Source organism: Halobacillus seohaensis, assembly GCF_042663045.1.
Classification (GTDB): Bacteria; Bacillota; Bacilli; order Bacillales; family Halobacillaceae; genus Halobacillus_A; species Halobacillus_A seohaensis.
Map to the genome: position 1 here is coordinate 1 of NZ_JBHSZV010000019.1, position 25458 is coordinate 25458.

The window sequence follows — 25458 nt, forward strand, 5'->3', positions numbered from 1 at the left end:
AGTTAAGCTCTTCAGCGCCGATGGTAGTCGGGTCGATCCCCGTGAGAGTAGGACGCTGCCACGTTAACTTAAAAAAAGTCGAAAGCATAAGCTTTCGACTTTTTTTATATATTTAATACATATCACCGATTTTTATTTCTGATGGCAAGGGTGGGGGAAACAATGGAACAAATATATATGTTTACGGAAAATCTTGATATATTTTCAATCCGTTTATGTATTGCCTTATTACTATCGGGTTTGATTGGTTTTGAGAGAGAATTAAAAAACCACTCGGCTGGATTCCGTACCCATATTCTTGTAGGGATTGGTTCCTGTTTAATGATGTTATTATCTTTATATGGATTTGAATCATTTATTCTTCATTATGACAATACCCGGTTCGATCCCTCTCGTATTCCTTCTTACGTTATAAGTGGGATTGGTTTTCTTGGGGCAGGTACAATTATTGTGAATGGAATGACAATAAGGGGATTAACTACCGCAGCGTCAATTTGGACTGTAGCTGGATTGGGTTTAGTTGTAGGTGCCGGTATGTATGGGGTGGCTATACTAGCTACTCTACTTGTGCTCCTTAGCTTAATCTTCTTAAATAATTTAGAGAAGAAGTATGTAAGTCATTACTTTAAGAACTCCTATGTAATACTTGCAGACGACCATGTGAAAATAAGTGAGGTTCTTTCTGTTTTTGATAACGAAAGTATGATGCTTCAAAGAGTTGAGTTAGAAAAGGAGAATAATGATAGAAGGAAAATTTTCATTCAATTAGAAAGCAACCAGCACTATGATGAAGCTTATTTATTAGAGAACCTATCGAAACTAAATAATGTAATACAAGTTACTCAGAGAAATTAAAAACTATGCGATATATATCGTATAGTTTTTTTGTTTTAATCTTGGATTAATTAGGGAATGATTACTTATGTAACTCAAAACATTTTAGTTGCTAAAGAAAATAAAATTAGTATAATAAAGTTAAGGTCAAAGATAGTCAAAGTCAAAAGAGGGGGAGGGAAAATGCGGAATATTTCCGATATTATTGAAGAGTACTTGAAAAACATCTTAGATGAGAATCAAAAGCAAGCCATTGAAATTAAGCGAAGTGAAATTGCAGATCAATTTCAGTGTGTTCCATCTCAAATTAATTATGTGATTAAAACCCGTTTTACTGTGGAAAAGGGGTATATAGTTGAAAGTAAGCGTGGTGGCGGCGGTTATATCCGTATACGTCGTGTACAACATCGCTCAGAATCACAGATGATTGATGAGATTGTCAGTATGATTCAGCCAGAGGTTTCTCAGTCTGTAGCTATAGATATCATTCAAAGATTATTTGAAAACGATAGTATTACAGATCGTGAAGCACGCATGATGGGTAGTGTGATGGAACGTGAGATTCTTGCATTCCCTCTTCCTCTCAGGGATGAGATCCGTTCCAGAATCCTTACGGCTATGTTGTTTACCCTTAAGTATAAAAGTTAGCTTAGGAGGGAGGAATTATTATGGATTGTCAACGATGCCATAAACGTCCTGCGACTGTTCACTTGACCCAAGTCATAAATGGTGAAAAGACAGAAACTCATGTATGTGAATATTGTGCCAAAGAAAAAGGATATATGAGTGATAATGAAGAAAACTTTACGTTAAATGATTTATTATCAGGGCTTTTTAATTATGAACAAAGTCCATCGATAAAAGGTAATCATTCAAAAGCTTTTCAATCCAATAAACAACTGAAATGTCCAACTTGTGGCTTAACCTATCAAAATTTTGCGCAAATTGGCAAGTTTGGGTGTGGAGATTGTTATAAAACCTTTAATGAGCGTTTGAATCCGATATTCCGCCGTGTGCATAGTGGAAATACGAGGCATGACGGGAAGGTTCCTAAGCGAGAAGGTGGAAATTTGCATTTGAAAAGGCAAATTGGAGAATATAAATCCGAACTTCAGCGTCTGATTGAACAAGAAGAGTTTGAGGAAGCTGCTAAAATAAGAGATCAGATCCGTTCTTTAGATCATCAACTTCATCAGGGAGAGGAGGATGAGGAATAATGTCTATAGAACAATTTATAAATGGAGCGATTAGTCCCTGGATGAAGGAAGAGGGACCAGACAGTGACATTGTCATGAGTAGCCGCATCCGATTGGCTCGAAACTTTCAGAAGTACCCTTTCCCGATTATAGCTTCTGAAGAGCGAATGGAAGAGGTACTAAACTTTTTTAAAAAAGAATACAATGGTCAGTCTTTTAGAGATTACAAGAAATTTGAAGTTGTCGAAATGAATGATTTGCAACCAATTGAGAAAAGAGTTTTAGTTGAAAAGCACTTAATCAGTCCGCATTTAACAGATCACTCAAAATATTCAGCATCTTTAATTTCACAAAATGAACAAGTATCGATTATGATTAATGAAGAGGATCACATTCGCATTCAACTTTACTTCCCAGGATTTCAATTAGACCGTGCTTTAGAACAAGCATCACAATTAGATGACTGGTTAGAAGAAAAAGTAGATTATGCCTTTGATGAAAATAGAGGATATTTAACATCTTGTCCAACAAACGTTGGTACGGGAATGAGAGCCTCGGTAATGATGCATTTACCTGCATTGGCCATGACGCAACAAATTAACCGTATGACCCCTGCCATTAACCAGCTTGGACTTGTCGTCCGTGGGATTTATGGAGAAGGAAGTGAAACGGTTGGAAATATATTTCAAATTTCCAATCAAATTACTTTAGGGAAATCAGAAGAAGATATTGTTGAGGATTTGCATAGTGTAGTCAGGCAATTGATTGATCAAGAACGCAAGGCCCGTCAGGTATTGATGCATCGGTCTGGCATGCAACTTGAAGATCGAGTATTTCGCTCCTATGGTGTTTTGAAGCACAGTCGCATCATAGAGTCTAAAGAGGCGGCTAAGTGTTTATCTGATCTGCGCCTTGGAATAGACTTAGGGTTTATTGAACATATACCCCAAACTATATTAAACGAACTGATGGTGTTGACCCAGCCTGGGTTCTTACAGCAATATGCGAAAGAATCCTTATCTCCATCTGAGCGGGATATTCGCCGAGCATCGTTAATTAGAGAAAGAGTTCAGCTAGAAAATAAAGAATAATTTGTTAGGAGGTTTTGTCCATGATGTTTGGACGATTTACTGAGAGAGCACAAAAAGTTCTAGCATTAGCGCAAGAGGAGGCAGTTCGCTTAGGCCATAATAATATTGGTACCGAGCACATTTTGTTAGGTTTGGTTAGTGAAGGAGAAGGTATCGCTGCCAAAGCACTGACTGCCTTAGGCCTTGAATCTAGCAAAATCCAACAAGAAGTAGAAAATTTAATTGGTAAAGGCGAAAAGGTATCCCAAACGATTCACTATACACCTCGTGCGAAAAAAGTTATCGAGCTGTCAATGGATGAAGCACGAAAGTTAGGCCATTCTTATGTAGGTACAGAGCATATTCTCCTCGGTTTAATTCGTGAAGGAGAAGGTGTAGCTGCTCGGGTATTGAATAACCTTGGTGTAAGTCTGAATAAAGCACGTCAACAAGTTTTACAGCTCCTTGGAAATAATGAATCGACTGGTGGCCAAAACCGCCGTGGCGGAAGTGGTAGTTCTCAATCAGCTAACGCTAACACACCGACTCTTGATTCCTTAGCACGGGATCTAACTGCCATTGCTAAAGAAGGTAATATTGATCCGGTAATTGGGCGTAGTAAAGAGATTGAGCGTGTGATTCAAGTTCTTAGCCGACGCACAAAAAACAACCCAGTACTTGTAGGTGAACCTGGTGTTGGTAAAACTGCCATTGCTGAGGGACTTGCTCAACAAATTATGGATAATGAAATCCCAGAAATCTTACGAGATAAACGAGTGATGACACTTGATATGGGTACGGTGGTAGCTGGGACAAAATATCGTGGTGAATTTGAAGATCGCTTGAAGAAAGTGATGGAAGAAATTCGTCAGGCGAACAATATTATTCTATTCATTGATGAGTTACACACGCTAATTGGTGCAGGTGGCGCAGAAGGTGCTATTGACGCATCGAATATCTTGAAGCCGTCATTAGCCCGAGGTGAACTACAATGCATTGGTGCAACTACTCTTGATGAATATAAGAAGTATATCGAAAAAGATGCTGCACTTGAGCGTCGTTTCCAACCAATTCAAGTGGGCGAACCTAATTTGGAAGAATCGGTTCAAATTTTAAAAGGATTGCGTGATCGTTATGAAGCACACCATAGAGTTTCGATTACAGATGATTCCATCGAATCTGCTGTTCGTTTCTCTGATCGTTATATTCCAGATCGTTTCTTACCAGATAAGGCGATTGATTTAATTGATGAAGCAGCATCAAGAGTTCGTCTTCGTTCTTATACGGCTCCGCCAAACTTAAAAGAGTTGGAACACAAGCTTGAAGAAGTTAGAAAAGAGAAAGACGCTGCTGTTCAAAGTCAAGAATTCGAGAAAGCGGCTTCCCTAAGAGATACAGAGCAACGGTTACGTGATGAACTTGATCAAACGAAAGACGAATGGAAAGAAAAGCAAGGCCAAGAGGATTCTGAAGTGACGGTAGAAGATATCGCTGCCATCGTCTCTACATGGACGGGGATACCAGTTGCTAAAATGACTAAAGATGAGAGTGAGCGATTGCTTCATCTAGAAGATACACTTCACAATCGTATTATCGGTCAAGAAGAAGCTGTGAAGTCAATATCTAAAGCGATCCGTCGTGCTCGTGCAGGTCTTAAAGATCCGAAACGTCCTATTGGTTCCTTTATCTTCCTAGGACCTACAGGTGTAGGTAAAACAGAACTAGCCCGTGCATTAGCTGAAAGTATGTTTGGTGAAGAAGACGCTATGATTCGTATTGATATGTCCGAGTATATGGAAAAACACAGCACTTCCCGTTTAGTAGGTTCACCTCCGGGTTATGTAGGATATGAGGAAGGCGGTCAATTAACCGAAAAAGTTCGTAATAAACCGTACTCTGTTATCCTGTTGGATGAAGTTGAAAAAGCACACCCAGAAGTATTTAATATTCTTCTGCAAGTATTAGAAGATGGACGATTAACCGATTCTAAAGGTCGTGTGGTTGATTTCCGTAATACGGTATTGATTATGACTTCAAACGTAGGTGCTCAAGAACTGAAAAGTAATAAATATGTAGGCTTTTCAATGGGTGAAGCGGGACAAAGCTATAAAGATATGAAATCTAAAGTTACTGAAGAACTAAAAAAGGCATTCCGCCCAGAGTTCTTAAACCGTATCGATGAAACTATTGTGTTCCACTCTCTTGAGAAGAAACACATGAAGCATATTGTTACCCTAATGGCAGAGCAGTTAAGAAAACGTCTGCTTGATCAGGAAATTGACTTTACGTTGACAGAAAAAGCGATTGATCATATTGCTGAAGAAGGGTTTGACCCTGAATATGGTGCACGCCCATTACGTCGTTCCATTCAGAAAAACGTAGAAGATCTGTTATCAGAGGAATTATTAAAAGAAAATATAGAAAAAGGTCAAAAAGTGAAAATTGACCTAAATGATAAAAAAGAATTTACTGTTCATTCTCAGCAAGAAGCTAAATAAGATAAGTTATGGACGAGATAAGAAATCTTGAAAATCGGAAGGTTTTTGCCTTCCGATTTTTTACATATTATATTATGATTTTAGTAAGAGAAATTTAATTAAATTGATATGATTATGAAACTTTTTCACAAGCTATATCGTTTATAATAAAGAGGGAGAGATTGTCTTGGCAAAAAGAAAAGTAAAGTTTGTTTGTCAGGAATGTGGGTATGAAGCTCCCAAATGGATGGGGAAGTGTCCTGGCTGCCATCAGTGGAATACACTTGTTGAAGAGTCAGCCATTACGGGCGGAGGATCTAGACACGTATTTCAAACCAATTCCTCTACGTCTGCAAAGCCGGAGAAGATAACGGCAATAAAATCTGACAAAGAACCAAGAATGGCGACAGATATGCCTGAACTTAATCGCGTTCTCGGTGGTGGCATAGTGCCGGGGTCATTGGTTTTAATTGGTGGAGATCCGGGTATCGGAAAATCAACATTACTTTTGCAAGTTTCTGCGCAGATTGCGAATAAACAATTACCAGTATTATATATTTCAGGAGAAGAGTCTTCCCGTCAGACTAAACTTCGAGCAGAAAGATTAGGGATTCATTCTGATGAGTTATATGTATTACCTGAAACAAATCTACAAGACGTCATCAATCAAATTGAGGCAATTGAACCCAAGTTTGTTGTCATTGATTCGATTCAAACGATTTTTAAAGAGGATGTGACTTCAGCGCCTGGCAGTGTTTCGCAAGTGCGTGAATGTACAAGTCAGTTAATGAGAATTGCTAAGACTAAAGGCATTCCTATTTTTATAGTAGGACATGTAACAAAAGAGGGATCCATCGCTGGCCCTCGTTTGTTGGAGCACATGGTAGATGCTGTTCTTTATTTTGAAGGAGAACAACATCATACTTTTCGTATATTGCGAAGTGTGAAGAACCGTTTTGGAAGTACACATGAAATGGGAATTTTCGAAATGAAGGAGAAGGGCTTAGAGGAGGTGTTGAACCCTTCTGAGATCTTTCTTGAGGAAAGGTCCCAAGGAGCAGCGGGATCCATTGTAGTAGCTTCTATGGAAGGCACACGACCTGTTTTAGTGGAAATACAGGCGCTGATATCTCCGACTGCATTTGGAAACCCTAGAAGAATGGCGACAGGTATAGATAATAGTCGTGTGCCACTTTTGATGGCTGTACTTGAAAAGCGAGCCGGTTTACTTTTACAAAACCAGGATGCTTACATTAAAGTGGCTGGCGGGGTGAAACTCGACGAACCTGCCATTGACTTGGCAGTGGCAATCAGCATTGCTTCTAGCTTTAGGGATCAAGTTTCAAATGGTGATGATGTGGTTGTTGGAGAAGTAGGTTTAACAGGTGAAGTTAGGCGGGTGGCACGAATAGAACAACGAGTTCAAGAAGCGGCAAAGCTTGGATTTAAGCGAGTTATTATTCCAAATAAGAATTTAGAAGGTATGAAACCACCTTCATCTATTAAAGTGATTGGTGTTAGTACAGTTCAAGAAGCCATGCAAGTTATATTGGGGGATCGGTAAATGGAAGGACATGAACATAATGAAAACCTTATCGGTGGTATGCTCAAATTCGTGGCCCCTGGTACCCCGCTTCGTGACGGGATTGATAATGTGCTTCGAGCTAACACAGGGGGATTAATTGTAATAGGCTACGGTAAAGAAGTTCAAGGCTTAGTTGACGGAGGATTTCATATTCAGTCAGACTTTACTCCGGCTCACTTATACGAATTAGCTAAAATGGATGGAGCGTTACTTCTCGATGATGAAGGATCCAAAATTTTATATGCAAATGCTCAATTGATGCCTGACCCTGAAATAATCTCAACGGAGACAGGAATGCGTCATCGGACCGCTGAACGTGTAGCTAAACAAACCGGGTATCTAGTCATAGCTATATCACAGCGGCGAAATGTGATTACCTTGTACAAAGGATCGATTCGATATTCATTGAAGGATATTGGGGTGATTCTAACTAAGGCAAATCAAGCAATTCAAACGCTGGAAAAATATAAAATTGTTCACGATCAAAGCATTACTAACCTTGGAGCAATGGAATTTGAAAACATGGTTTCTTTTTCTGAAGTCATTCAAGTGGTCCACCGCATTGAGATGGTGTTACGTATTAAACGGGAAATCTTAAACTATGTTAATGAACTTGGAACGGAAGGAAGACTTATCCAGTTGCAGTTAACAGAACTCGTTTCTAATATAGAAGAAGAGGCAACTCATTTATTAAAAGATTATAGCAAGCGTCCCGATTACGAGCCCTATTATATTTTAAGGAAGATGCAGGAGGTTTCAGGGACAGAGTTATTGTCAGATGAACAAGTGCTAAAGTTGCTTGGTTACTCATCTACCACAAAGTTAACGGATCATATATATCCAAGAGGTTATCGGATCATGCAGAGAATTCCACGGTTACCTTCATTGATTATTGAGCATATAGTCGGCAAGTTCGGAACATTAAATGATGTTGTGCAGGCTTCGGTAAAAGAACTTGTGGAAGTAGATGGTGTTGGAGAAGTTCGGGCCAAGAAGATATGCGATGGGTTAGAACGGATTCAGGAACAGTTGTTTGTTGATCGTCACTTATAAACTCTCCATTCCTTTTAAAATTGAAAAAATTTGGAATTTATGCTAGTTTAATAAACAACATTTTTTAATTTTCACGATTAATAGGCCATTAGATTGGTCATAATGAATTTAAGGAGGTGAAGCAAGTGCTTAAACGAATTGTTCAGTTATTTATTGTTATAACCGGTGGTACTATAGGATATCTATATATTCCGGAAATACTAGCAAATATGGACCTTTCCTGGCAAGGTTGGATTCAATCCGTGGCAGGGGCTATTATCGGAGCACTTATACTATTTTTATTAACGTTTTGGATTGTAGATTATATAGTCGATTTCCTCAGGTGGGTGGAGGATGCCCTCGTACGAGTCCCGGTAGCGGATTTATTGTTTGGAAGCTTAGGATTAATCGTGGGACTTATAATTGCTTATTTAATCAATAACTTGTTACAAGATATTGAAATCAAGGTGATCAGCCAGATTTTGCCGATTTTCATTACCTTCTTGTTAGGGTATTTTGGTTTTCAAGTCGGATTCAAGCGTAAAGATGAATTTTTGAATTTATTAATGATCGCTAAAAAAGACAAAAAAGCAAATGAGGATGAGATCGCACAGAATGCAACAGAAGCTGAAGCATTAATACCGAAAGAAAAGATATTAGATACCAGTGTCATTATCGATGGTCGAATCGCTGATATTTGTGAAACACATTTTCTAGAAGGAACGATTGTGATCCCTCAATTCGTGTTAGAAGAACTTCAACACATTGCTGATTCTTCTGACGGTCTTAAGCGTAATCGGGGACGTCGAGGACTTGACATCCTAAACCGTCTACAAAAAGATTTACCCGTTAAAGTAGAGATTTACGATGGGGATTTTGAAGATGTTCAGGAAGTAGATAGTAAGCTTGTGAAACTGGCAAAGGTAATGGATGGAATCGTAGTAACCAATGATTTTAATTTAAATAAAGTATGTGAATTTCAAAATGTCCAGGTATTGAACATTAATGATCTGGCAAATGCTGTGAAACCTGTGGTTCTTCCAGGAGAAGAAATGACTATCCAAGTCATAAAAGATGGCAAGGAACAAAAGCAGGGGATCGGGTATTTAGATGATGGTACGATGATCGTAGTTGAAGAAGGAAAAAATTATATCGGAAAAACAATTGAGGTTATTGTTACGAGTGTGTTGCAGACCTCTGCTGGACGAATGATTTTCGCAAGACCAAAATCACTTGAAAAAGCATTGTAAAAACGGTATAACAAATAGAGACTAACAAAAGTGATAACTATGTGTTATCGCTTTTGTTATTTCAGCGTAGGTTCTTTAAGCAGGCAGTGATGCCCTAAAGCCCAATCGTTGATTAACCCGTAAAACAAGGAGGGGGAACCCTTCAATGACGGAAGCTTCACTTTATATAGGGTGGTAATTATGACAAATTACACAGCAATAATATTAGCTGCAGGACAAGGGAAACGAATGCTGGCTGGAAAGAACAAACAGTTTTTGAAGATAAATGACCTGCCTCTTATCATACATACACTAACTATTTTTGTTCAGGATCCTTGGTGTAATGAGATGGTGCTTGTAACTAATGAACAAGAACATAATCAAATGAATGAACTACTTAAGGAATATTTTCCAGGTGAAAACATACGGCTTGTAAATGGGGGAGACCAACGTCAAGACAGTGTTTACTCTGGGTTACAACTCGTAGAGCGTACCCGACAACCTGTTTTTATTCATGACGGAGCCCGTCCTTTTGTAAAAAGAGAAAACCTTCATGAATTAGCTAGCGTAGTCGCCAAACGTGGAGCGGGATTGCTAGCAGTCCCTATAACAGATACGATTAAACAAAGAAGTCACGATCGTTTGGAGACACTGGACCGCAGTACTCTTTGGGCAGCCCAAACCCCTCAAGGCTTTGACTACTCTTTAATTTTGAAAGCACATGATCACGCAAAAAAGGAACATCATTATGGCACGGATGATGCCTCTCTAGTTGAACGGCTTGGCGGAAATGTAGATATCGTACAAGGAAGCTACAATAACATAAAGTTAACGACTCCCGAAGATTTAGCGAAGGCAGAGTCTTATATAACCCATCACGAAAAGAGAAAGGTCGTGAAAGAACCAGTGATTCGAATTGGACAAGGATTTGACGTTCATCAATTTGCTGAAGGTCGACCATGCATCATAGGTGGTGTAGAGATACCTCATGAGAAAGGTTTGCTTGGTCATTCAGACGCTGATGTCCTGCTACATACAATCGCTGATGCATGCCTTGGGGCGATTGGGGAAGGTGACATCGGTAGGCACTTCCCAGATGCTGATGAGGCTTTTAAAGACGCTGACTCAGGTGAACTTCTAAAAAAAGTTTGGGAATCTGTAAAAGCCCAAGGGTTTGATCTTGGTAATTTAGATTGTACAGTCATTGCTCAAGACCCTAAAATGGCCCCTTATATTCAAGAGATCCGTGAACGTATTGCCAAACTGTTAGAAAGCGAAGTAGAGAAAATCAATGTAAAAGCAACGACGACCGAGAAGTTAGGATTTACAGGTCGAAAAGAAGGCGTAGCGGCTCAAGCTGTAGTTCTTCTGCAAAATGGTCAACAATAATGACCAAATAATGATAAACTAAAAAAAGATTAAGAACGGAATGGAAGGAGATCAATTCATGAGTAACGAAGTACGTGTGCGCTATGCACCAAGCCCAACGGGAAATCTTCATATAGGGAATGCCCGTACAGCTTTATTTAACTATTTATACGCTAGGAACGCAGGTGGGAAGTTTATTATCCGCGTTGAAGATACTGATGCAAAACGAAATGTAGCAGGTGGAGAAGAAAGTCAGTTAAATTATTTAAAATGGCTTGGTATCGACTGGGACGAAGGTGCAGACGTTGGGGGTAATTATGGTCCTTACCGTCAGATGGAACGTCTAGATATTTATAAAAAGTACGTAGATGAATTACTAGAACGTGACCTTGCTTACAAATGTTATATGACGGAAGAAGAAATAGAAGCTGAACGAGAAGCTCAAATTGCCAGAAGTGAACCACCGAAATATTCTGGAGCTCATAGTAATCTTTCGGAACAACAAATAAGAGAGTTTGAAGCAGAAGGTCGCGAGCCGAGTATTCGAATTCGTGTGCCTGAAAATCACACTTATGAATTTAATGATATTGTTCGAGAGAAAATTTCTTTTGAATCGAGTGACTTTGGTGACTGGGTAATTGTAAAGAAGAATGGCACACCGACGTATAACTTTGCTGTAGCCATTGATGATCATTTGATGGAAATTACTCATGTACTGCGTGGGGAAGAGCATATTTCCAATACTCCGAAGCAACTCATGGTTTATAATGCGTTTAACTGGGAAGCGCCGAAGTTTGGGCATATGACGCTCATTCTAAATGAGAACAGGAAGAAGCTAAGTAAACGTGATGAGCATATCTTGCAATTTATCGAACAGTATAAAGATTTAGGCTATTTGCCTGAAGCGCTTTTTAATTTTGTAACTTTGCTAGGTTGGTCTCCAGTCGGAGAGGAAGAGATTTTTACTCAAGATCAGTTAATTGATATCTTTGATGCTGAACGTCTATCTACATCACCAGCTATTTTTGATCCGGCTAAGTTAAAGTGGATGAACAACCAATACATTAAGGCTTCTAACCTAGAGAGTGTTATTGATTTAACTCTTCCTCACCTCATCAAGGCTGGACGAGTTGGGGAGCAATTGAGTGAAGAAAACCGAGAATGGACCCATGAGCTTATTTCGTTATACCATGAGCAATTAAGTTATGGAGCTGAAATTGTTGAGCTTACCGATCTCTTTTTTAAAAATGAAATCCAATACAGTGAAGACGCGTTAGAGGTGCTTCGAGGCGAACAAGTCCCAGAAGTGCTGGAAGCATTTAAAGAAAAGCTTGCTCAATTAGATGAGTGGACTCCGGAAAATATTAAAGCACAAATTAAAGCGACTCAAAAAGAGACAGGCCATAAAGGCAAGAAGCTATTCATGCCTATCCGCGTAGCAACAACGGGTCAAACCCATGGACCGGAACTTCCTAATGCTATTCGTTTACTGGGCTTAGAAACGGTAACAATTCGTCTTGAAGATGCATTGAACCAAATTCAAGACTAAACAATTCACAAATGATACTTTTTGTCATATAGTAAAGGTACTATACGAAAACGTTGATGAGGATAAGTAAGAAATGAAGCCCTTAGTTAGAGAGAATCACCTTAGGCTGAAAGTGATTTTAAGGGGAATTCTGAAATGCACCTCTGAGTCTCTAGTTGAATTTCAAGTAGACTAGGGCGGAACCTGCCGTTATCGGGTCGAAGTGGGGAGACTATTTTACTCCCAAACAGAGTGGAACCGCGCTAAACGCGTCTCTGTGCTACCAAGCACAGAGACGCGTTTTTTAATGAAAAATAATAGGTGTAGGCAAGGCAATATTATTTACTTTATAAGTGTTAGGTTTATCATTCCTTTCCACTTTTCACAGAAGAGGAGGCTTATAGATGGGGCTATTTAAAATGTTTAAGGATGATGTAGATGTCGTATTTGATCAAGATCCCGCTGCCCGTTCCTATATTGAAGTTATTTTAACGTATGCTGGCTTGCATGCGACTTGGTCGCATCGAGTGGCTCATGCTCTTTTTAAGCGAAAGTTCTTTTTTCTGGCTCGCATCATCTCTCAAATCAGCCGTTTTCTAACAGGAATTGAGATCCATCCCGGAGCCAAGATTGGTCGTCGCTTTTTTATTGATCATGGAATGGGTGTGGTTATCGGAGAGACGTGTGAGATTGGTGACAATGTAACGCTTTTCCAAGGAGTAACCCTTGGGGGAACGGGAAAAGAAAAAGGCAAGCGTCATCCCACACTAAAAGACAACTCCCTAGTAGCTACTGGAGCAAAAGTATTAGGTTCTATTACTATTGGAGAGAATTCTAAAGTAGGAGCGGGTTCGGTTGTGTTGAATGATGTACCTGACAACTCCACGGTAGTAGGAATTCCGGGGCATGTAGTAGTTCAAGACGGAAAGAAAGTTAGGCAAAAAGATTTAGATCACCACAAGCTTCCTGATCCTGTATATGATCGTCTAGACGAAATGGAAGAAGAAATTAAACAGCTTTGTTTGCAATTAGAAAAAGAGGAAGAAGGAGCGAAGCAGAATGAGCATTAGGTTATACAATACGCTGACTCGATCTAAAGAATCTTTTATACCAATAGAAGAAGGAAAAGTAAAGATGTATGTATGTGGTCCCACTGTATACAACTATATTCATATCGGTAATGCTCGACCAGCCATTGTGTTTGATACGGTAAGACGCTACTTTGAATATCGAGGTTTTGATGTGGAGTATGTATTAAACTTTACCGATGTTGATGATAAGTTAATTAAAGCGGCAAATGAACTTGGGGAAGAAGTGCCTGACATTGCAAACCGTTTTATTCAAGCTTATAAAGAAGATGTCGGTGCGTTAGGTGTGAAAGAAGCGGTCCATCATCCGCGCGTAACAGAGAATATGGATGAAATTATTGCTTTTATCCAAGGACTAATTGAAAAAGGGTTTGCCTATGAGTCTGATGGCGACGTTTATTTTCGCACCCGTTCTTTTAATCAATATGGAAAACTTTCACATCAATCCATTGATGAACTTCGTTCTGGAGCAAGAATTGAAGTAGGTGAGAAAAAAGAAGATCCTATTGATTTCACATTATGGAAAGAAGCGAAACCTGAAGAGATATCGTGGGAGAGTGATTGGGGAAATGGTCGTCCTGGCTGGCATATTGAATGCTCAGCGATGGCTAAGAAATACCTTGGTAATACGATCGATATACACGCAGGTGGGCAAGATTTAACTTTCCCTCACCATGAGAACGAAATCGCCCAGTCTGAGGCGAATAATGGAAATTCTTTCGCTCGTTATTGGATGCACAATGGATATATTAATATTGAAAACGAAAAAATGTCCAAGTCTTTAGGGAATTTTGTACTTGCTCATGATCTAGTGAAAAAGCACGATCCTCAAGTCATTCGTTTCTTTATGTTAAGTGTACATTATCGCCATCCGATTAATTTCAGTGATGAGCTATTAGCTGGAGCTAAGAATAGTTTCGATCGAATTCGTAACGCCTTCGAAAACTTAAAGCATCGTCATGAAACGAGTTTAAATTTAACAAATGATAATCAAAAGTGGTTCGATGAAATTAATCAGCAAAAGCAGCAATTTATAGTGGAGATGGATGATGATTTTAATACTGCTAATGCCATTTCTGTCTTATTTGATGTAACGAAGTCTGCCAATCTTTACCTGCAATCAGAACAAACGCACACAGAAGTAATTACAGGCTTTACAGAATTGATTAAGGAACTAATGGGAGTATTAGGATTACAAATTGAACAAGAAACGGAATTGTTGGATGAAGAAGTGGATGATCTCATAGAAGAGAGAAAGCAAGCACGTAAAGACCGCAATTTTGCTCGAGCCGATGAAATTCGTGACGAACTTAAAGAGCGTAATATTATTTTAGAAGATACTGCTCAAGGTATACGTTGGAAACGAGGGTGAGCATATGACAATTTCTAACGTGAAACAAATGAAGAGTCTGGCTTTGGCCTATATGGGAGACGGAGTTTACGAGCTGTATGTACGGCGTTACTTATTGGAAAAAGGTGCAGTTAGACCTGAATTGTTACACAAAACTGCTATTCAGTTCGTTTCTGCAAAATCCCAGGCAAAAGTAGTCCGATCTTGGCAGGAAGAAGGCATTTTAACCGAGGAAGAAGAAGCGGTACTTAGGCGCGGAAGGAATGCAAAATCCGGTACGACACCAAAGAATACAGACGTGCAAACTTATCGTTATTCAACAGCATTTGAAGCTGTTATTGGATTCCATTACTTATCTGGAAATGAAGAACGTTTAGAAGAATTAGTAGCAAATGCCATACAATTTGTCGAAGAAAGGAGAGAAAATGAATGAGTGATGAATGGATTATAGGGAAAAATCCAGTACTTGAAGCGATTAGGTCCGGACGCTCGATTAATAAAGTTTTTGTATCTGAACATCTTCAGCCTCAAGCTTTACGAAAAATCGAGCAATTAGCAAAAGAAAACGGTGTGCTTGTCCAAAAATCGCCAAAGAAGAAGATTGATCAGTTAGTTGAAGGCAATCATCAAGGAGTTATTGCTGCTGTTGCCGCATACGAATACAGCGATATTGAAGATCTCTTTGCCCGAGCTGAAGAAAAAGGTGAAGTACCATTTTTTGTTATTTTAGATGAAGTTGAAGATCCTCACAATCTAGGTTCGGTCCTTCGTACGGCAGACGCAAGCGGAGTTCACGGAGTGATTATACCTAAACGCCGTTCTGTGGGCCTAACATCGACTGTTGCTAAAACATCCACGGGTGCTATTGAATATATTCCGGTTGCAAGAGTGACAAACTTGTCACGTACGATTGACGAGCTGAAAGAGCGTTTCGTATGGGTGGTTGGTACTGATGCCCAAGGTACAGAAGACTATCGGCAGCTTGACGGGACAATGGCTGTAGCATTAGTGATCGGTAGTGAAGGAAAAGGAATGAGTCGTTTAACAAAGGAGAAGTGTGACTGGACGGTAAGCCTTCCCATGGCCGGTGAAGTAACTTCTTTAAACGCGTCCGTAGCTGCCTCTTTACTTATGTATGAAGTGTATAGGAAGCGTCACCCCATTGGGGAATAAGCAATGAATGTATTGTTGGTAGATGGTTACAACATTATCGGCGCTTGGCCGGAATTAAAAAAGCTAAAAGATGAAGATTTAAAACAAGCTCGCGATTTACTCGTTGAAATGATGGCTGAGTATCAGTCCTACACAGATGATCGGATTATCATCGTCTTTGATGCGTACCATGTAAGAGGGCTTGAACATAAACAAAAGAATTATAAGATCGAAATTATATATACCAAAGAAAATGAAACGGCTGACGAACGAATCGAAAAACTTGCGGGGCAATTGAATGATGTAAGAACGCAAGTATATGTAGCGACATCAGATTACGCGGAACAGCGTACCATATTTGCTCAAGGCGCGTTTCGCAAGTCAGCCAGAGAATTATATATTGAGATGAAAAATATAGAACAAGAAATTATAAAAGATGTAGAATATCATAAACACCTGCAATATCAGTCTAAAATCCCCATTAATAAAGAAATACGTGACATTTTTGAAAGATGGCGTCGGGGCGATAAATAATAGAAGCCTAGTTGACGCTTTTGAAACGCTTACTGTATAATATTTCTATATTTAGGTACCACAGTCGGAGGGATCCTGAGTGAGCATCGGACAGACGAAGACGGGCATCGAGAAGCTGGATTTTAGTAAACTTAATGATGAAGAAGTCATTGAAAGAATCAACCAGGGGCAAGTCCAAGCTCTAGATTATTTAATTGATAAGTACAAAAATTTCGTTCGTGCAAAAGCGCGAACGTATTTCCTCATTGGCGCAGATCGGGAGGACATAGTTCAGGAAGGGATGATTGGTCTTTACAAAGCCATCCGCGACTACCAAGTAGACAAGCTTTCTTCTTTCAAGGCATTTGCTGAACTGTGTGTAACACGTCAAATCATCACCGCTATCAAAACTGCCACTCGACAAAAACATATCCCACTCAATTCTTATGTTTCTCTAGATAAACCAATTTTTGATGAAGAGGCCGATCGCACACTGCTAGATGTCATAGCGGGATCCAAATCTATTGATCCTCAAGAGTTAATGGTAAATAAAGAGAGATTTGGGGTTATAGAAGAGAAAATTTCTGAGTTACTAAGTGAACTAGAACAACAAGTATTAGCATTATATTTGGACGGAAAAACTTACCAGGAAATTTCTGTAGACTTAAATCGGCATGTGAAATCAATTGACAATGCACTTCAACGGGTGAAAAGAAAGCTTGAAAGGTATATTGAATTTAGTGAAACCACCTAAATAAAGCTAGATTGACACTTCTTTGTAAGCGTGCTAAATTGGTGGAAGTGAATAAACCTCTAGAATGAGGTGAATGTCGATGAGAAAAAAAGTAATTTTAGCTTGTACACAATGTCTGAGCCGTAATTATACTACGAATATAAACCGAACTAACCAAACGGAACGTTTGGAAGTTCGTAAGTTTTGCAAAACGTGTAGTACTCATACACTTCATCGCGAAACAAAATAAAGGATGAAGCCGGTTGGCGCAAGTTTGGGGGTAGTATGAACATGTTTAAATTCTTCAAAAATGTATCTCGTGAAATGCGTAAGGTAAGCTGGCCTAAAGGCAGGGAACTTAGAAAGTATACAATTACAGTTTTAGGTACTGTAGCTTTTGTAGCCGTGTATTTTGCTATAGTAGATTTGGGCATTACACAAATACTTGAACTTCTTCCGAGATAATAGTAAAGTCAAAATTGTGATATACTAGGTTATACTCTTGTTGAAAAAACCCGTCTAACGGGTTTTTTCATGTTGGAAATCATTTTAAAATGTACGATAAGGGAGGGAAGGGCAAGCCACTTGTCCTGTATAAATGGAAAAAAGATGGTATGTGGTCCACACGTATTCAGGTTATGAAAACAAAGTGAAGACCAACCTAGAAAAACGAGTCGAGTCAATGGGAATGGAAGATAAGATTTTTCGTGTCCTTGTTCCCGAGGATGAAGAAACGGAAATTAAAAATGGAAAAAGAAAAGTAAATAAGAAAAAGGTGTTCCCGGGTTACGTCATCGCTGAGATGGTTATGACGGATGATTCTTGGTATGTCGTACGTAACACACCCGGAGTCACTGGTTTCGTTGGTTCGACGGGTTCTGGCTCAAAACCAATCCCTCTCTTAAATGAAGAAATAGAAACAGTTCTTAAGCGTATGGGAATGACAGAGCCTACTAAAGCTGATGTTGATTTTGAAATAAAAGAGAGTGTTAATGTAATAGAAGGGCCATTTGCTAACTTCACAGGAACGATCGAATATATAGACACTGACAAACAAAAGGTAAAGGTTCATGTGAATATGTTTGGCCGTGAAACACCTGTTGAATTAGACTTTTCTCAAATAGAAAAGTTTTAAAAATTGGTATCCCTCTTGCAATATGAGTGAATAAATGCTAAAATTTCAATGTTCTTTATGTGCCTCTAGGAAGAGGTGTTATGCATATTGTAATTGAGTGGGAGGGGAAAACCCTATTACCACATCACGGACTTTAAGGAGGTGTGTCTCGTGGCTAAAAAAGTTGTTAAAGTTGTAAAGTTACAAATTCCAGCAGGTAAAGCTAACCCAGCTCCACCGGTAGGACCGGCATTAGGACAAGCGGGTATTAATATCATGGGCTTCTGTAAAGAATTTAACGCTAAAACGCAAGATGAAGCTGGTATGATTATTCCGGTTGAAGTCTCAGTTTTTGAGGACCGTTCTTTTACATTTGTTACAAAAACTCCACCAGCTGCTGTTCTACTTAAGAAAGCAGCAGGAATCGAATCAGGTTCAGGTGAGCCGAACCGTAACAAGGTAGCTTCCGTTAATAGCGAACAAGTAAAAGAAATCGCTGAAACGAAAATGCCTGACTTAAACGCTGCTGACGTTGAAGCTGCAGTGCGCATGGTTGAAGGTACAGCGCGCAGCATGGGTATCACAGTTGAAGACTAATCCCACAGCGTCACTCTAATGGAGTAAAAGGTTGCGAGATGGGAGTGATCCTAGCTTCGCAACCTTTATTCGTGGGAGGTTAATCCGTTAAAACCACAACGAGGAGGAAATAGAAATGGTTAATAAAAGCAAAAAGCAACAAGATCTAGGAAAACTTGTTGATCGTACAAAAGCTTATGAAGTACAAGAAGCAATCAGCCTTGTGAAAGAGACGGCTAAAGCGAGCTTTGATGAAACAATTGAAGCTGCGTTTCGTCTAGGAGTAGATCCAAAGAAAGCGGACCAACAAATCCGTGGAGCAATGGTGCTACCACATGGTACAGGTAAATCACAGCGTGTGCTTGTTTTTGCAAAAGGTGAGAAAGCAAAAGAAGCAGAAGCTGCTGGAGCAGACTATGTAGGAGAACAAGACTTAATTAATCAAATTAATCAAGGATGGTTCGACTTTGATGTAGTAGTTGCAACACCTGACATGATGGCTGAAGTAGGTAAGCTTGGTCGTGTACTAGGACCAAAAGGACTTATGCCAAACCCTAAAACAGGTACTGTGACGTTTGAAGTAGAAAAAGCAGTGAATGAAATCAAAGCAGGTAAGGTAGAGTATCGTGTCGACAAAGCAGCTAATATTCATGTGCCAATTGGAAAAGCCTCTTTTGACCAAGAAAAGCTTGCTGAAAACTTTGCGGCAATTACAGATGCATTAGTAAAAGCTAAGCCACAAGCTGCTAAAGGTATTTACATGCGTAATGCTGCTGTTTCTTCAACAATGGGCCCTGGCGTCAAAGTTGACGTTTCTGGTTTTGTGAAGTAATAAATTTATAGTTGACTTTTCGTTTTTGGTTTATTATAATTAGAAACGTTGTATCAATTAAATACGTTATACCGAAGACAGTAGGGGCGAGCTGATCGCTTAATTTCCTACCGAGGTGTGTGCATAAACAGGGCAGAGTTCGAATGACCTGTTCTGACATACGTACCTCCATGTCTCGTGGAGGTACTTTTTATTTTGTGTCAACCTTTTATAACACGAACTCCAATCGGTATGATGAAAAGTCATTAGGAGGTGGAACGATGAGCAAAATTATTGAGCAAAAGCAGCAGGTTGTAGCTGAAATTGCAGACAAGTTCCGTAACAGTAAATCTGCAGTATTAGTGGATTACCGCGGTCTTGACGTTGCAGAAGTAACTGAATTGCGTTCACAGCTTCGTGAAGCGAATGTGGATTTCAAAGTGTACAAAAACACAATGACTCGCCGTGCGATTGCAGAAGCTGAACTAACAGAACTGGACGAAGTTCTTGTTGGACCTACTGCTCTAGCATTCAGTGAAGACGACGCTGTATCTCCAGCAAAAGTTCTTAACAACTTTGCGAAAGATCACACGAACCTTGAACTTAAAGGTGGAGTGATCGAAGGAAAGGTTGCAACTCTTGATCAAATCAAGGAGCTTGCTACTATCCCGAGCTACGAGGGACTTGTTTCTATGTTCCTAAGCGTGCTACAAGCACCAGTTCGCAACTTCGCTTATGCTACAAAAGCAATTGCAGAACAAAAAGAAGAAGAAAGCGCGTAAGCTAGCGCGAGTTTTGGGTTAAATAAATTATTTTAAAATCTAAGGAGGAAATTTCTCATGTCTAACGAACAAATTATCGAAGCGATTAAAGAAATGTCTGTTCTTGAGCTTAACGACCTAGTTAAAGCAATTGAAGAAGAATTTGGTGTATCTGCTGCAGCCCCAGTTGCGGCCGGTGGTGCTGCTGCAGGTGGCGAAGCTGAAGAAGAACAAACTGAATTTGATGTAGTACTAGAATCTGCTGGAAGCTCTAAAATCAAAGTGGTTAAAGCAGTTCGCGAAATCACTGGTCTTGGTCTTAAAGATGCAAAAGATCTAGTAGATAACGCTCCTGGCGCTATCAAAGAAGGCGTTGCTAAAGAAGAAGCTGAAGAAATGAAATCTAAGCTTGAAGAAGTTGGCGCTTCTATCGAACTTAAGTAATCGCATGATCAAGAAAAGCTCGCTGACTATCGGCGAGCTTTCTTTTTCTTCTTTTTTATTCCGCGTTAGCAAACAAAGTATAAAACTATTAATGGAATTTCACTTTATATAAGAAGGTGTTCTGTATGACTGAACATTATTATTCTAAAAAAACAGAAGTGAAAAGTGATCAACGCTCCTTCTCTTTTAATTTAAGAGGGAATGACTTCACTTTTACAACGGACTATGGAGTGTTTTCGAAGGCGGAAGTTGACTTTGGTTCTCGTGTGTTAATCGAAGCCTTTACTATGCCGGGGACTCCTGGTGACGTTCTTGATATTGGTTGTGGTTACGGACCGATTGGATTATCTGTTGCAAAGGAATTTTCTGATCGTCAAATTGTGATGGCTGACGTAAATGAACGTGCACTTGGGCTTGCTGAGAGAAACGCTATCCAAAACAAAATAGATAATGTCACGATTAAAGAAAGTGATCGTTTTACCAATCTCGAAAACTATTCATTTGCCGTAATTCTAACAAACCCGCCTATTCGTGCAGGTAAAGATGTTGTCCATTCTATATTGGAAGATTCCTTTATGGCATTACTTCCTGGTGGAGAGTTATGGGTAGTCATTCAAAAGAAACAAGGGGCGCCATCGGCGATTGATAAGTTGGAAGAACTTTTTGGGAATGTAGAAGTTGTTATAAAGAAGAAAGGTTACTATGTTCTTAAGGCTGAAAAGGTTTGACGACCTAATTCATTTGTGATACTATTGAAAAATGCCAATATGACCTTTGCATTGTCAAGGCCTATTTTTAGTTTTTTTGTATAAAACGCTAAAAAACGGATAGAATGGTAAATCGTACAAGTAATAAAATGAAATGAGGTTTTTATTTGAAAACCCTTTTTCCTTTTTGTCTAACGTTAGAGAAAAATGAAGAAACACCATTCGCAACTGCGGATGTTTAAATAATAGTGCTTGTGGCAAGATCAACCGCAAGCCTGTTCGGCATGTCTTTGCCGAACCCTTTTTTCGTTATAAATATGCTTGATTGAAGGGGTGAATCAGTTGTCAGGTCAACTAGTTCAATATGGACGACACCGCCAAAGGCGAAGTTACGCACGTATTAGTGAGGTATTAGAGTTACCTAATTTAATCGAGATTCAAACCGCTTCTTATAATTGGTTTTTAGAAGAAGGTTTGAAAGAAATGTTTAAGGATATTTCTCCGATTGAAGATTTCACAGGAAACCTCTCATTAGAATTTATAGACTACAGCCTAGGTGAGCCAAAGTATCCAGTCGATGAATCAAAAGATCGTGACGTAACATACAATGCGCCACTTCGTGTAAAGGTTCGTCTTTTAAATAATGAAACAGGCGAAGTGAAAGAGCAAGAAGTATTTATGGGAGATTTCCCGTTAATGACCGACACCGGTACCTTTGTTATTAATGGGGCTGAACGTGTTATCGTTTCACAACTTGTTCGTTCTCCAAGCGTCTATTTCAACAAGAAGATTGATAAAAACGGGAAGCGCGGAAACACTGCTACAGTGATCCCGAACCGTGGAGCATGGTTGGAATTTGAAACGGATGCGAAAGATGTAGCACACGTTCGAATTGACCGTACTCGTAAACTTCCTATAACCGTTTTACTCCGTTCTCTAGGTTTCGGTACTGATCAAGAAATCATTGATTTGATCGGTGAAAACGAGTACTTGAAAAACACGCTAGAAAAAGATAATACGGAAAACAGTGAAAAAGCGTTGCTTGAAATCTACGAACGACTACGTCCAGGAGAGCCGCCAACTGTAGAGAACGCAAAAAGCTTACTTGTCTCCCGATTCTTTGATCCTAAGCGTTACGACCTAGCTAGAGTTGGTCGTTATAAAATGAATAAGAAGCTTCACATTAAAGATCGTTTGTTTAATCAAACTCTTGCAGAAACTTTAGTAGATGAGGAAACTGGTGAAGTATTAGCAGAGAAGGGCGCCAAAATTGATCGCCGTTTGTTGGACAGGCTAATTCCTCATTTTGATAATGAGGAAGAAACTACAAGCGAACGTATTCTAGAACCTTCCGAGGGTGTATTAGAAGAGCCAATTCGTGTTCAGTCTGTGAAAATAGTAGACCCTACTGATCCAGAAGGGGAACGATCTATTAATGTGATTGGCAATGCTAACATTGATCATGATGTTAAAAACATCACCCCGGCTGACATTATTTCATCTATCAGTTATTTCTTTAATTTACTGCATAGTGTCGGTGGAACAGATGACATTGATCACTTAGGAAATCGTCGTCTTCGTTCCGTTGGTGAGTTGTTGCAAAACCAATTCCGTATAGGTTTATCTCGTATGGAGCGAGTAGTACGTGAGCGTATGTCGATTCAAGATACGTCTTCTATTACTCCGCAACAATTGATTAACATTCGTCCGGTGATTGCATCTATTAAAGAATTCTTTGGTAGTTCCCAGCTTTCACAGTTTATGGACCAAACGAATCCGCTTGCTGAACTAACTCATAAACGTCGTTTGTCAGCACTTGGACCCGGTGGTTTAACTCGTGAACGTGCAGGCTTTGAAGTTCGTGACGTTCACTACTCCCACTATGGTCGTATGTGTCCGATCGAAACACCTGAAGGGCCAAACATCGGTCTAATAAACTCTCTGTCATCTTACGCAAAGGTAAATGAATTTGGGTTTATTGAAACACCTTATCGTCGTGTTGATCCTGAAACGAATAAAGTTACAGCACACATTGATTATTTGACTGCTGATGAAGAAGATAATTACGTTGTAGCTCAGGCCAATGCTAAACTTGCTGAAGATGGATCTTTCACAGACGCAGAAGTTATTGCGAGATTCCGAGGAGAAAACACAGTAGTTCCACGTGACCGTCTAGATTATATGGATGTTTCTCCAAAACAAGTTGTGTCTGCAGCGACGGCATGTATTCCGTTCCTAGAGAACGATGACTCTAACCGTTCCCTAATGGGTGCAAACATGCAGCGTCAAGCAGTACCATTGCTTAAACCAGATGCACCAACTGTTGGAACGGGGATGGAATACGTTTCAGGTAAAGACTCCGGAGCAGCAGTTATTTGTCAACATGACGGTTTGATCGAACGTGTTGAAGCAAAAGAAGTTCTTGTTCGTCGTGTATCTGAAGTAGATGGCCAAGAGGTAGAGGGAGATTTAGACCGCTATCGTTTGCAGAAATTCATTCGTTCTAACCAAGGAAGTTGTTATAACCAGCGACCAATCGTATCCAAAGGTGACCGTGTAACTAAAGGGGAAATACTTGCTGATGGACCATCCATGGATATGGGTGAGCTAGCTCTAGGCCAAAACCCTCTTGTAGCCTTTATGACATGGGATGGTTACAACTACGAGGATGCCATCATCATGAGTGAGCGTCTTGTGAAAGATGATGTATATACTTCTATTCATATAGAAGAATATGAATCTGAAGCTCGTGATACGAAACTCGGACCTGAAGAGATCACTCGTGATATTCCAAACGTCGGTGAAGATGCTCTTCGTGACTTGGATGATCGTGGTATTATCCGAGTTGGAGCTGAAGTTAGTGATGGCGATCTGCTTGTTGGTAAAGTTACACCTAAAGGGGTGACAGAGTTATCAGCTGAAGAGCGTTTGTTACATGCTATTTTCGGTGAAAAAGCACGTGAGGTTCGTGATACGTCACTTCGTGTACCACACGGAGCAGGCGGTATCGTACTGGATGTAAAAATCTTTAACCGTGAAGACGGTGATGAATTACCTCCAGGTGTTAACCAACTCATTCGTGCCTATATCGTGCAAAAACGTAAGATCTCTGAAGGGGATAAGATGGCTGGACGACACGGGAATAAAGGTGTTATTTCTAAAATCCTTCCAGAAGAAGATATGCCTTTCTTACCAGACGGAACCCCTGTTGATGTCATGCTGAACCCACTTGGGGTACCTTCACGTATGAACATTGGGCAAGTTCTAGAGCTACACTTAGGCATGGCGGCACGTCAGCTTGGTATTCGTGTAGCAACCCCGGTGTTTGATGGTGCGCGTGAGGAAGACGTCTGGGGAACGCTTGATGAAGCCGGAATGGCTCGTGACGCGAAAACAATCCTGTATGATGGTCGTACGGGAGAACCGTTTGATAATCGAGTGTCAGTTGGGGTTATGTATATGATTAAACTTGCCCACATGGTAGATGACAAGTTGCACGCTCGTTCAACAGGGCCGTACTCTCTTGTCACCCAGCAACCACTAGGTGGTAAGGCACAATTTGGTGGACAACGTTTTGGTGAAATGGAAGTTTGGGCACTTGAAGCTTATGGTGCCGCGTATACCTTGCAGGAAATCCTAACGGTGAAATCAGATGACGTCGTGGGTCGTGTGAAAACGTATGAAGCGATTGTTAAAGGAGATAATGTGCCGGAACCTGGTGTGCCAGAATCCTTTAAGGTACTTATCAAAGAGCTTCAAAGTCTAGGTATGGATGTTAAGATTCTAGATGGTGATGAAGAAGAGATTGAAATGCGAGATATTGAGGAAGAACAAACGAAAGAATCCGAGAAAATGAATCTAGAGGAACAATAGACCTGATCTTTGTTCT

The 25458-nt window shown here is 39.9% G+C and carries 25 protein-coding genes, 1 pseudogene and 2 other annotated features; all 26 genes and pseudogenes read left to right on the plus strand.

Annotation, left to right across the window (positions count from 1 at the left end):
- The first annotated feature begins 162 nt into the window (after positions 1–162).
- The 26 genes and pseudogenes from ACFQIC_RS08005 (at position 163) to rpoB (ending at position 25442) form a co-directional block, all read left to right on the plus strand.
- A complete protein-coding gene (locus ACFQIC_RS08005; RefSeq protein ID WP_204710753.1) occupies positions 163–855 on the plus strand; it encodes an MgtC/SapB family protein in 693 nt (230 codons plus the stop codon).
- 162 nt (positions 856–1017) lie between these two features.
- On the plus strand, positions 1018–1482 hold the full coding sequence (locus tag ACFQIC_RS08010) for a CtsR family transcriptional regulator (protein ID WP_204710755.1): 465 nt from the start codon (positions 1018–1020) through the stop codon (positions 1480–1482).
- A gap of 20 nt (positions 1483–1502) precedes the next feature.
- A complete protein-coding gene (locus tag ACFQIC_RS08015; RefSeq protein WP_204710757.1) occupies positions 1503–2051 on the plus strand; it encodes a UvrB/UvrC motif-containing protein in 549 nt (182 codons plus the stop codon).
- The gene (locus ACFQIC_RS08020) at positions 2051–3121 is read left to right on the plus strand and encodes a protein arginine kinase (RefSeq protein WP_204710759.1); all 1071 of its coding nucleotides are present in this window, start codon (positions 2051–2053) and stop codon (positions 3119–3121) included. The genes ACFQIC_RS08015 and ACFQIC_RS08020 overlap by 1 nt, the downstream gene beginning before the upstream one ends.
- 20 nt (positions 3122–3141) lie before the next feature.
- A complete protein-coding gene (gene clpC / locus ACFQIC_RS08025) occupies positions 3142–5598 on the plus strand; it encodes an ATP-dependent protease ATP-binding subunit ClpC (RefSeq protein WP_204710761.1) in 2457 nt (818 codons plus the stop codon).
- A gap of 166 nt (positions 5599–5764) precedes the next feature.
- Positions 5765–7141 (plus strand): DNA repair protein RadA, encoded by a 1377-nt coding sequence (gene radA / locus ACFQIC_RS08030; RefSeq protein ID WP_204710763.1) that lies wholly within the window; start codon positions 5765–5767, stop codon positions 7139–7141.
- The gene (disA, locus tag ACFQIC_RS08035) at positions 7142–8215 is read left to right on the plus strand and encodes a DNA integrity scanning diadenylate cyclase DisA (protein WP_204710765.1); all 1074 of its coding nucleotides are present in this window, start codon (positions 7142–7144) and stop codon (positions 8213–8215) included.
- A gap of 125 nt (positions 8216–8340) precedes the next feature.
- Positions 8341–9444, plus strand: coding sequence for a PIN/TRAM domain-containing protein (locus ACFQIC_RS08040; protein ID WP_204710767.1), 1104 nt, complete (start codon positions 8341–8343; stop codon positions 9442–9444).
- A gap of 180 nt (positions 9445–9624) precedes the next feature.
- Positions 9625–10284 (plus strand): annotated as a pseudogene (ispD, locus tag ACFQIC_RS08045) (2-C-methyl-D-erythritol 4-phosphate cytidylyltransferase); the annotation flags it as partial.
- A gap of 45 nt (positions 10285–10329) precedes the next feature.
- A complete protein-coding gene (gene ispF / locus ACFQIC_RS08050) occupies positions 10330–10812 on the plus strand; it encodes a 2-C-methyl-D-erythritol 2,4-cyclodiphosphate synthase (protein WP_390217032.1) in 483 nt (160 codons plus the stop codon).
- Between the two features lie 58 nt (positions 10813–10870).
- Complete coding sequence (gene gltX / locus ACFQIC_RS08055) at positions 10871–12340, plus strand: glutamate--tRNA ligase (RefSeq protein ID WP_204710771.1); 1470 nt, start codon at positions 10871–10873, stop codon at positions 12338–12340.
- A gap of 44 nt (positions 12341–12384) precedes the next feature.
- Positions 12385–12599, plus strand: a binding site (T-box leader).
- 124 nt (positions 12600–12723) lie between these two features.
- Entirely contained in the window at positions 12724–13389 is a 666-nt protein-coding gene (gene cysE, locus ACFQIC_RS08060; protein WP_204710772.1) for a serine O-acetyltransferase, read from the plus strand.
- Positions 13379–14779: a cysteine--tRNA ligase gene (cysS, locus tag ACFQIC_RS08065; protein ID WP_204710773.1), complete on the plus strand. Its 1401-nt coding sequence runs from the start codon at positions 13379–13381 to the stop codon at positions 14777–14779. The genes cysE and cysS overlap by 11 nt, the downstream gene beginning before the upstream one ends.
- A gap of 4 nt (positions 14780–14783) precedes the next feature.
- Complete coding sequence (locus ACFQIC_RS08070; protein WP_204710774.1) at positions 14784–15191, plus strand: Mini-ribonuclease 3; 408 nt, start codon at positions 14784–14786, stop codon at positions 15189–15191.
- Entirely contained in the window at positions 15188–15931 is a 744-nt protein-coding gene (gene rlmB, locus ACFQIC_RS08075) for a 23S rRNA (guanosine(2251)-2'-O)-methyltransferase RlmB (RefSeq protein WP_204710775.1), read from the plus strand. Before ACFQIC_RS08070 ends, rlmB begins: the two co-directional genes overlap by 4 nt.
- Before the next feature lie 3 nt (positions 15932–15934).
- Positions 15935–16444, plus strand: coding sequence for an NYN domain-containing protein (locus ACFQIC_RS08080; protein WP_204710776.1), 510 nt, complete (start codon positions 15935–15937; stop codon positions 16442–16444).
- Positions 16445–16523: 79 nt separating this feature from the next.
- On the plus strand, positions 16524–17177 hold the full coding sequence (sigH, locus tag ACFQIC_RS08085) for an RNA polymerase sporulation sigma factor SigH (RefSeq protein ID WP_204710777.1): 654 nt from the start codon (positions 16524–16526) through the stop codon (positions 17175–17177).
- A gap of 79 nt (positions 17178–17256) precedes the next feature.
- Entirely contained in the window at positions 17257–17406 is a 150-nt protein-coding gene (gene rpmG / locus ACFQIC_RS08090) for a 50S ribosomal protein L33 (RefSeq protein ID WP_204710778.1), read from the plus strand.
- 41 nt (positions 17407–17447) lie between these two features.
- The gene (gene secE / locus ACFQIC_RS08095) at positions 17448–17621 is read left to right on the plus strand and encodes a preprotein translocase subunit SecE (RefSeq protein ID WP_204710780.1); all 174 of its coding nucleotides are present in this window, start codon (positions 17448–17450) and stop codon (positions 17619–17621) included.
- A 133-nt stretch (positions 17622–17754) separates the two neighbouring features.
- Positions 17755–18291: a transcription termination/antitermination protein NusG gene (gene nusG, locus ACFQIC_RS08100; protein ID WP_204710783.1), complete on the plus strand. Its 537-nt coding sequence runs from the start codon at positions 17755–17757 to the stop codon at positions 18289–18291.
- A gap of 150 nt (positions 18292–18441) precedes the next feature.
- Positions 18442–18867 carry a 50S ribosomal protein L11 gene (gene rplK / locus ACFQIC_RS08105; protein WP_204710785.1) on the plus strand — a complete coding sequence of 142 codons (426 nt, stop codon included), beginning with the start codon at positions 18442–18444 and terminating at the stop codon, positions 18865–18867.
- A 115-nt stretch (positions 18868–18982) separates the two neighbouring features.
- Complete coding sequence (gene rplA, locus ACFQIC_RS08110; protein WP_204710787.1) at positions 18983–19678, plus strand: 50S ribosomal protein L1; 696 nt, start codon at positions 18983–18985, stop codon at positions 19676–19678.
- Positions 19679–19731: 53 nt separating this feature from the next.
- Positions 19732–19880, plus strand: a sequence feature (ribosomal protein L10 leader region).
- Positions 19881–19938: 58 nt separating this feature from the next.
- On the plus strand, positions 19939–20439 hold the full coding sequence (gene rplJ, locus ACFQIC_RS08115) for a 50S ribosomal protein L10 (protein ID WP_204710789.1): 501 nt from the start codon (positions 19939–19941) through the stop codon (positions 20437–20439).
- A gap of 57 nt (positions 20440–20496) precedes the next feature.
- Complete coding sequence (rplL, locus tag ACFQIC_RS08120) at positions 20497–20862, plus strand: 50S ribosomal protein L7/L12 (RefSeq protein ID WP_204710791.1); 366 nt, start codon at positions 20497–20499, stop codon at positions 20860–20862.
- Between the two features lie 125 nt (positions 20863–20987).
- Positions 20988–21590 carry a class I SAM-dependent methyltransferase gene (locus ACFQIC_RS08125; RefSeq protein WP_204710793.1) on the plus strand — a complete coding sequence of 201 codons (603 nt, stop codon included), beginning with the start codon at positions 20988–20990 and terminating at the stop codon, positions 21588–21590.
- A 321-nt stretch (positions 21591–21911) separates the two neighbouring features.
- On the plus strand, positions 21912–25442 hold the full coding sequence (gene rpoB / locus ACFQIC_RS08130) for a DNA-directed RNA polymerase subunit beta (RefSeq protein WP_204710794.1): 3531 nt from the start codon (positions 21912–21914) through the stop codon (positions 25440–25442).
- The last annotated feature ends 16 nt before the right edge of the window (positions 25443–25458 follow it).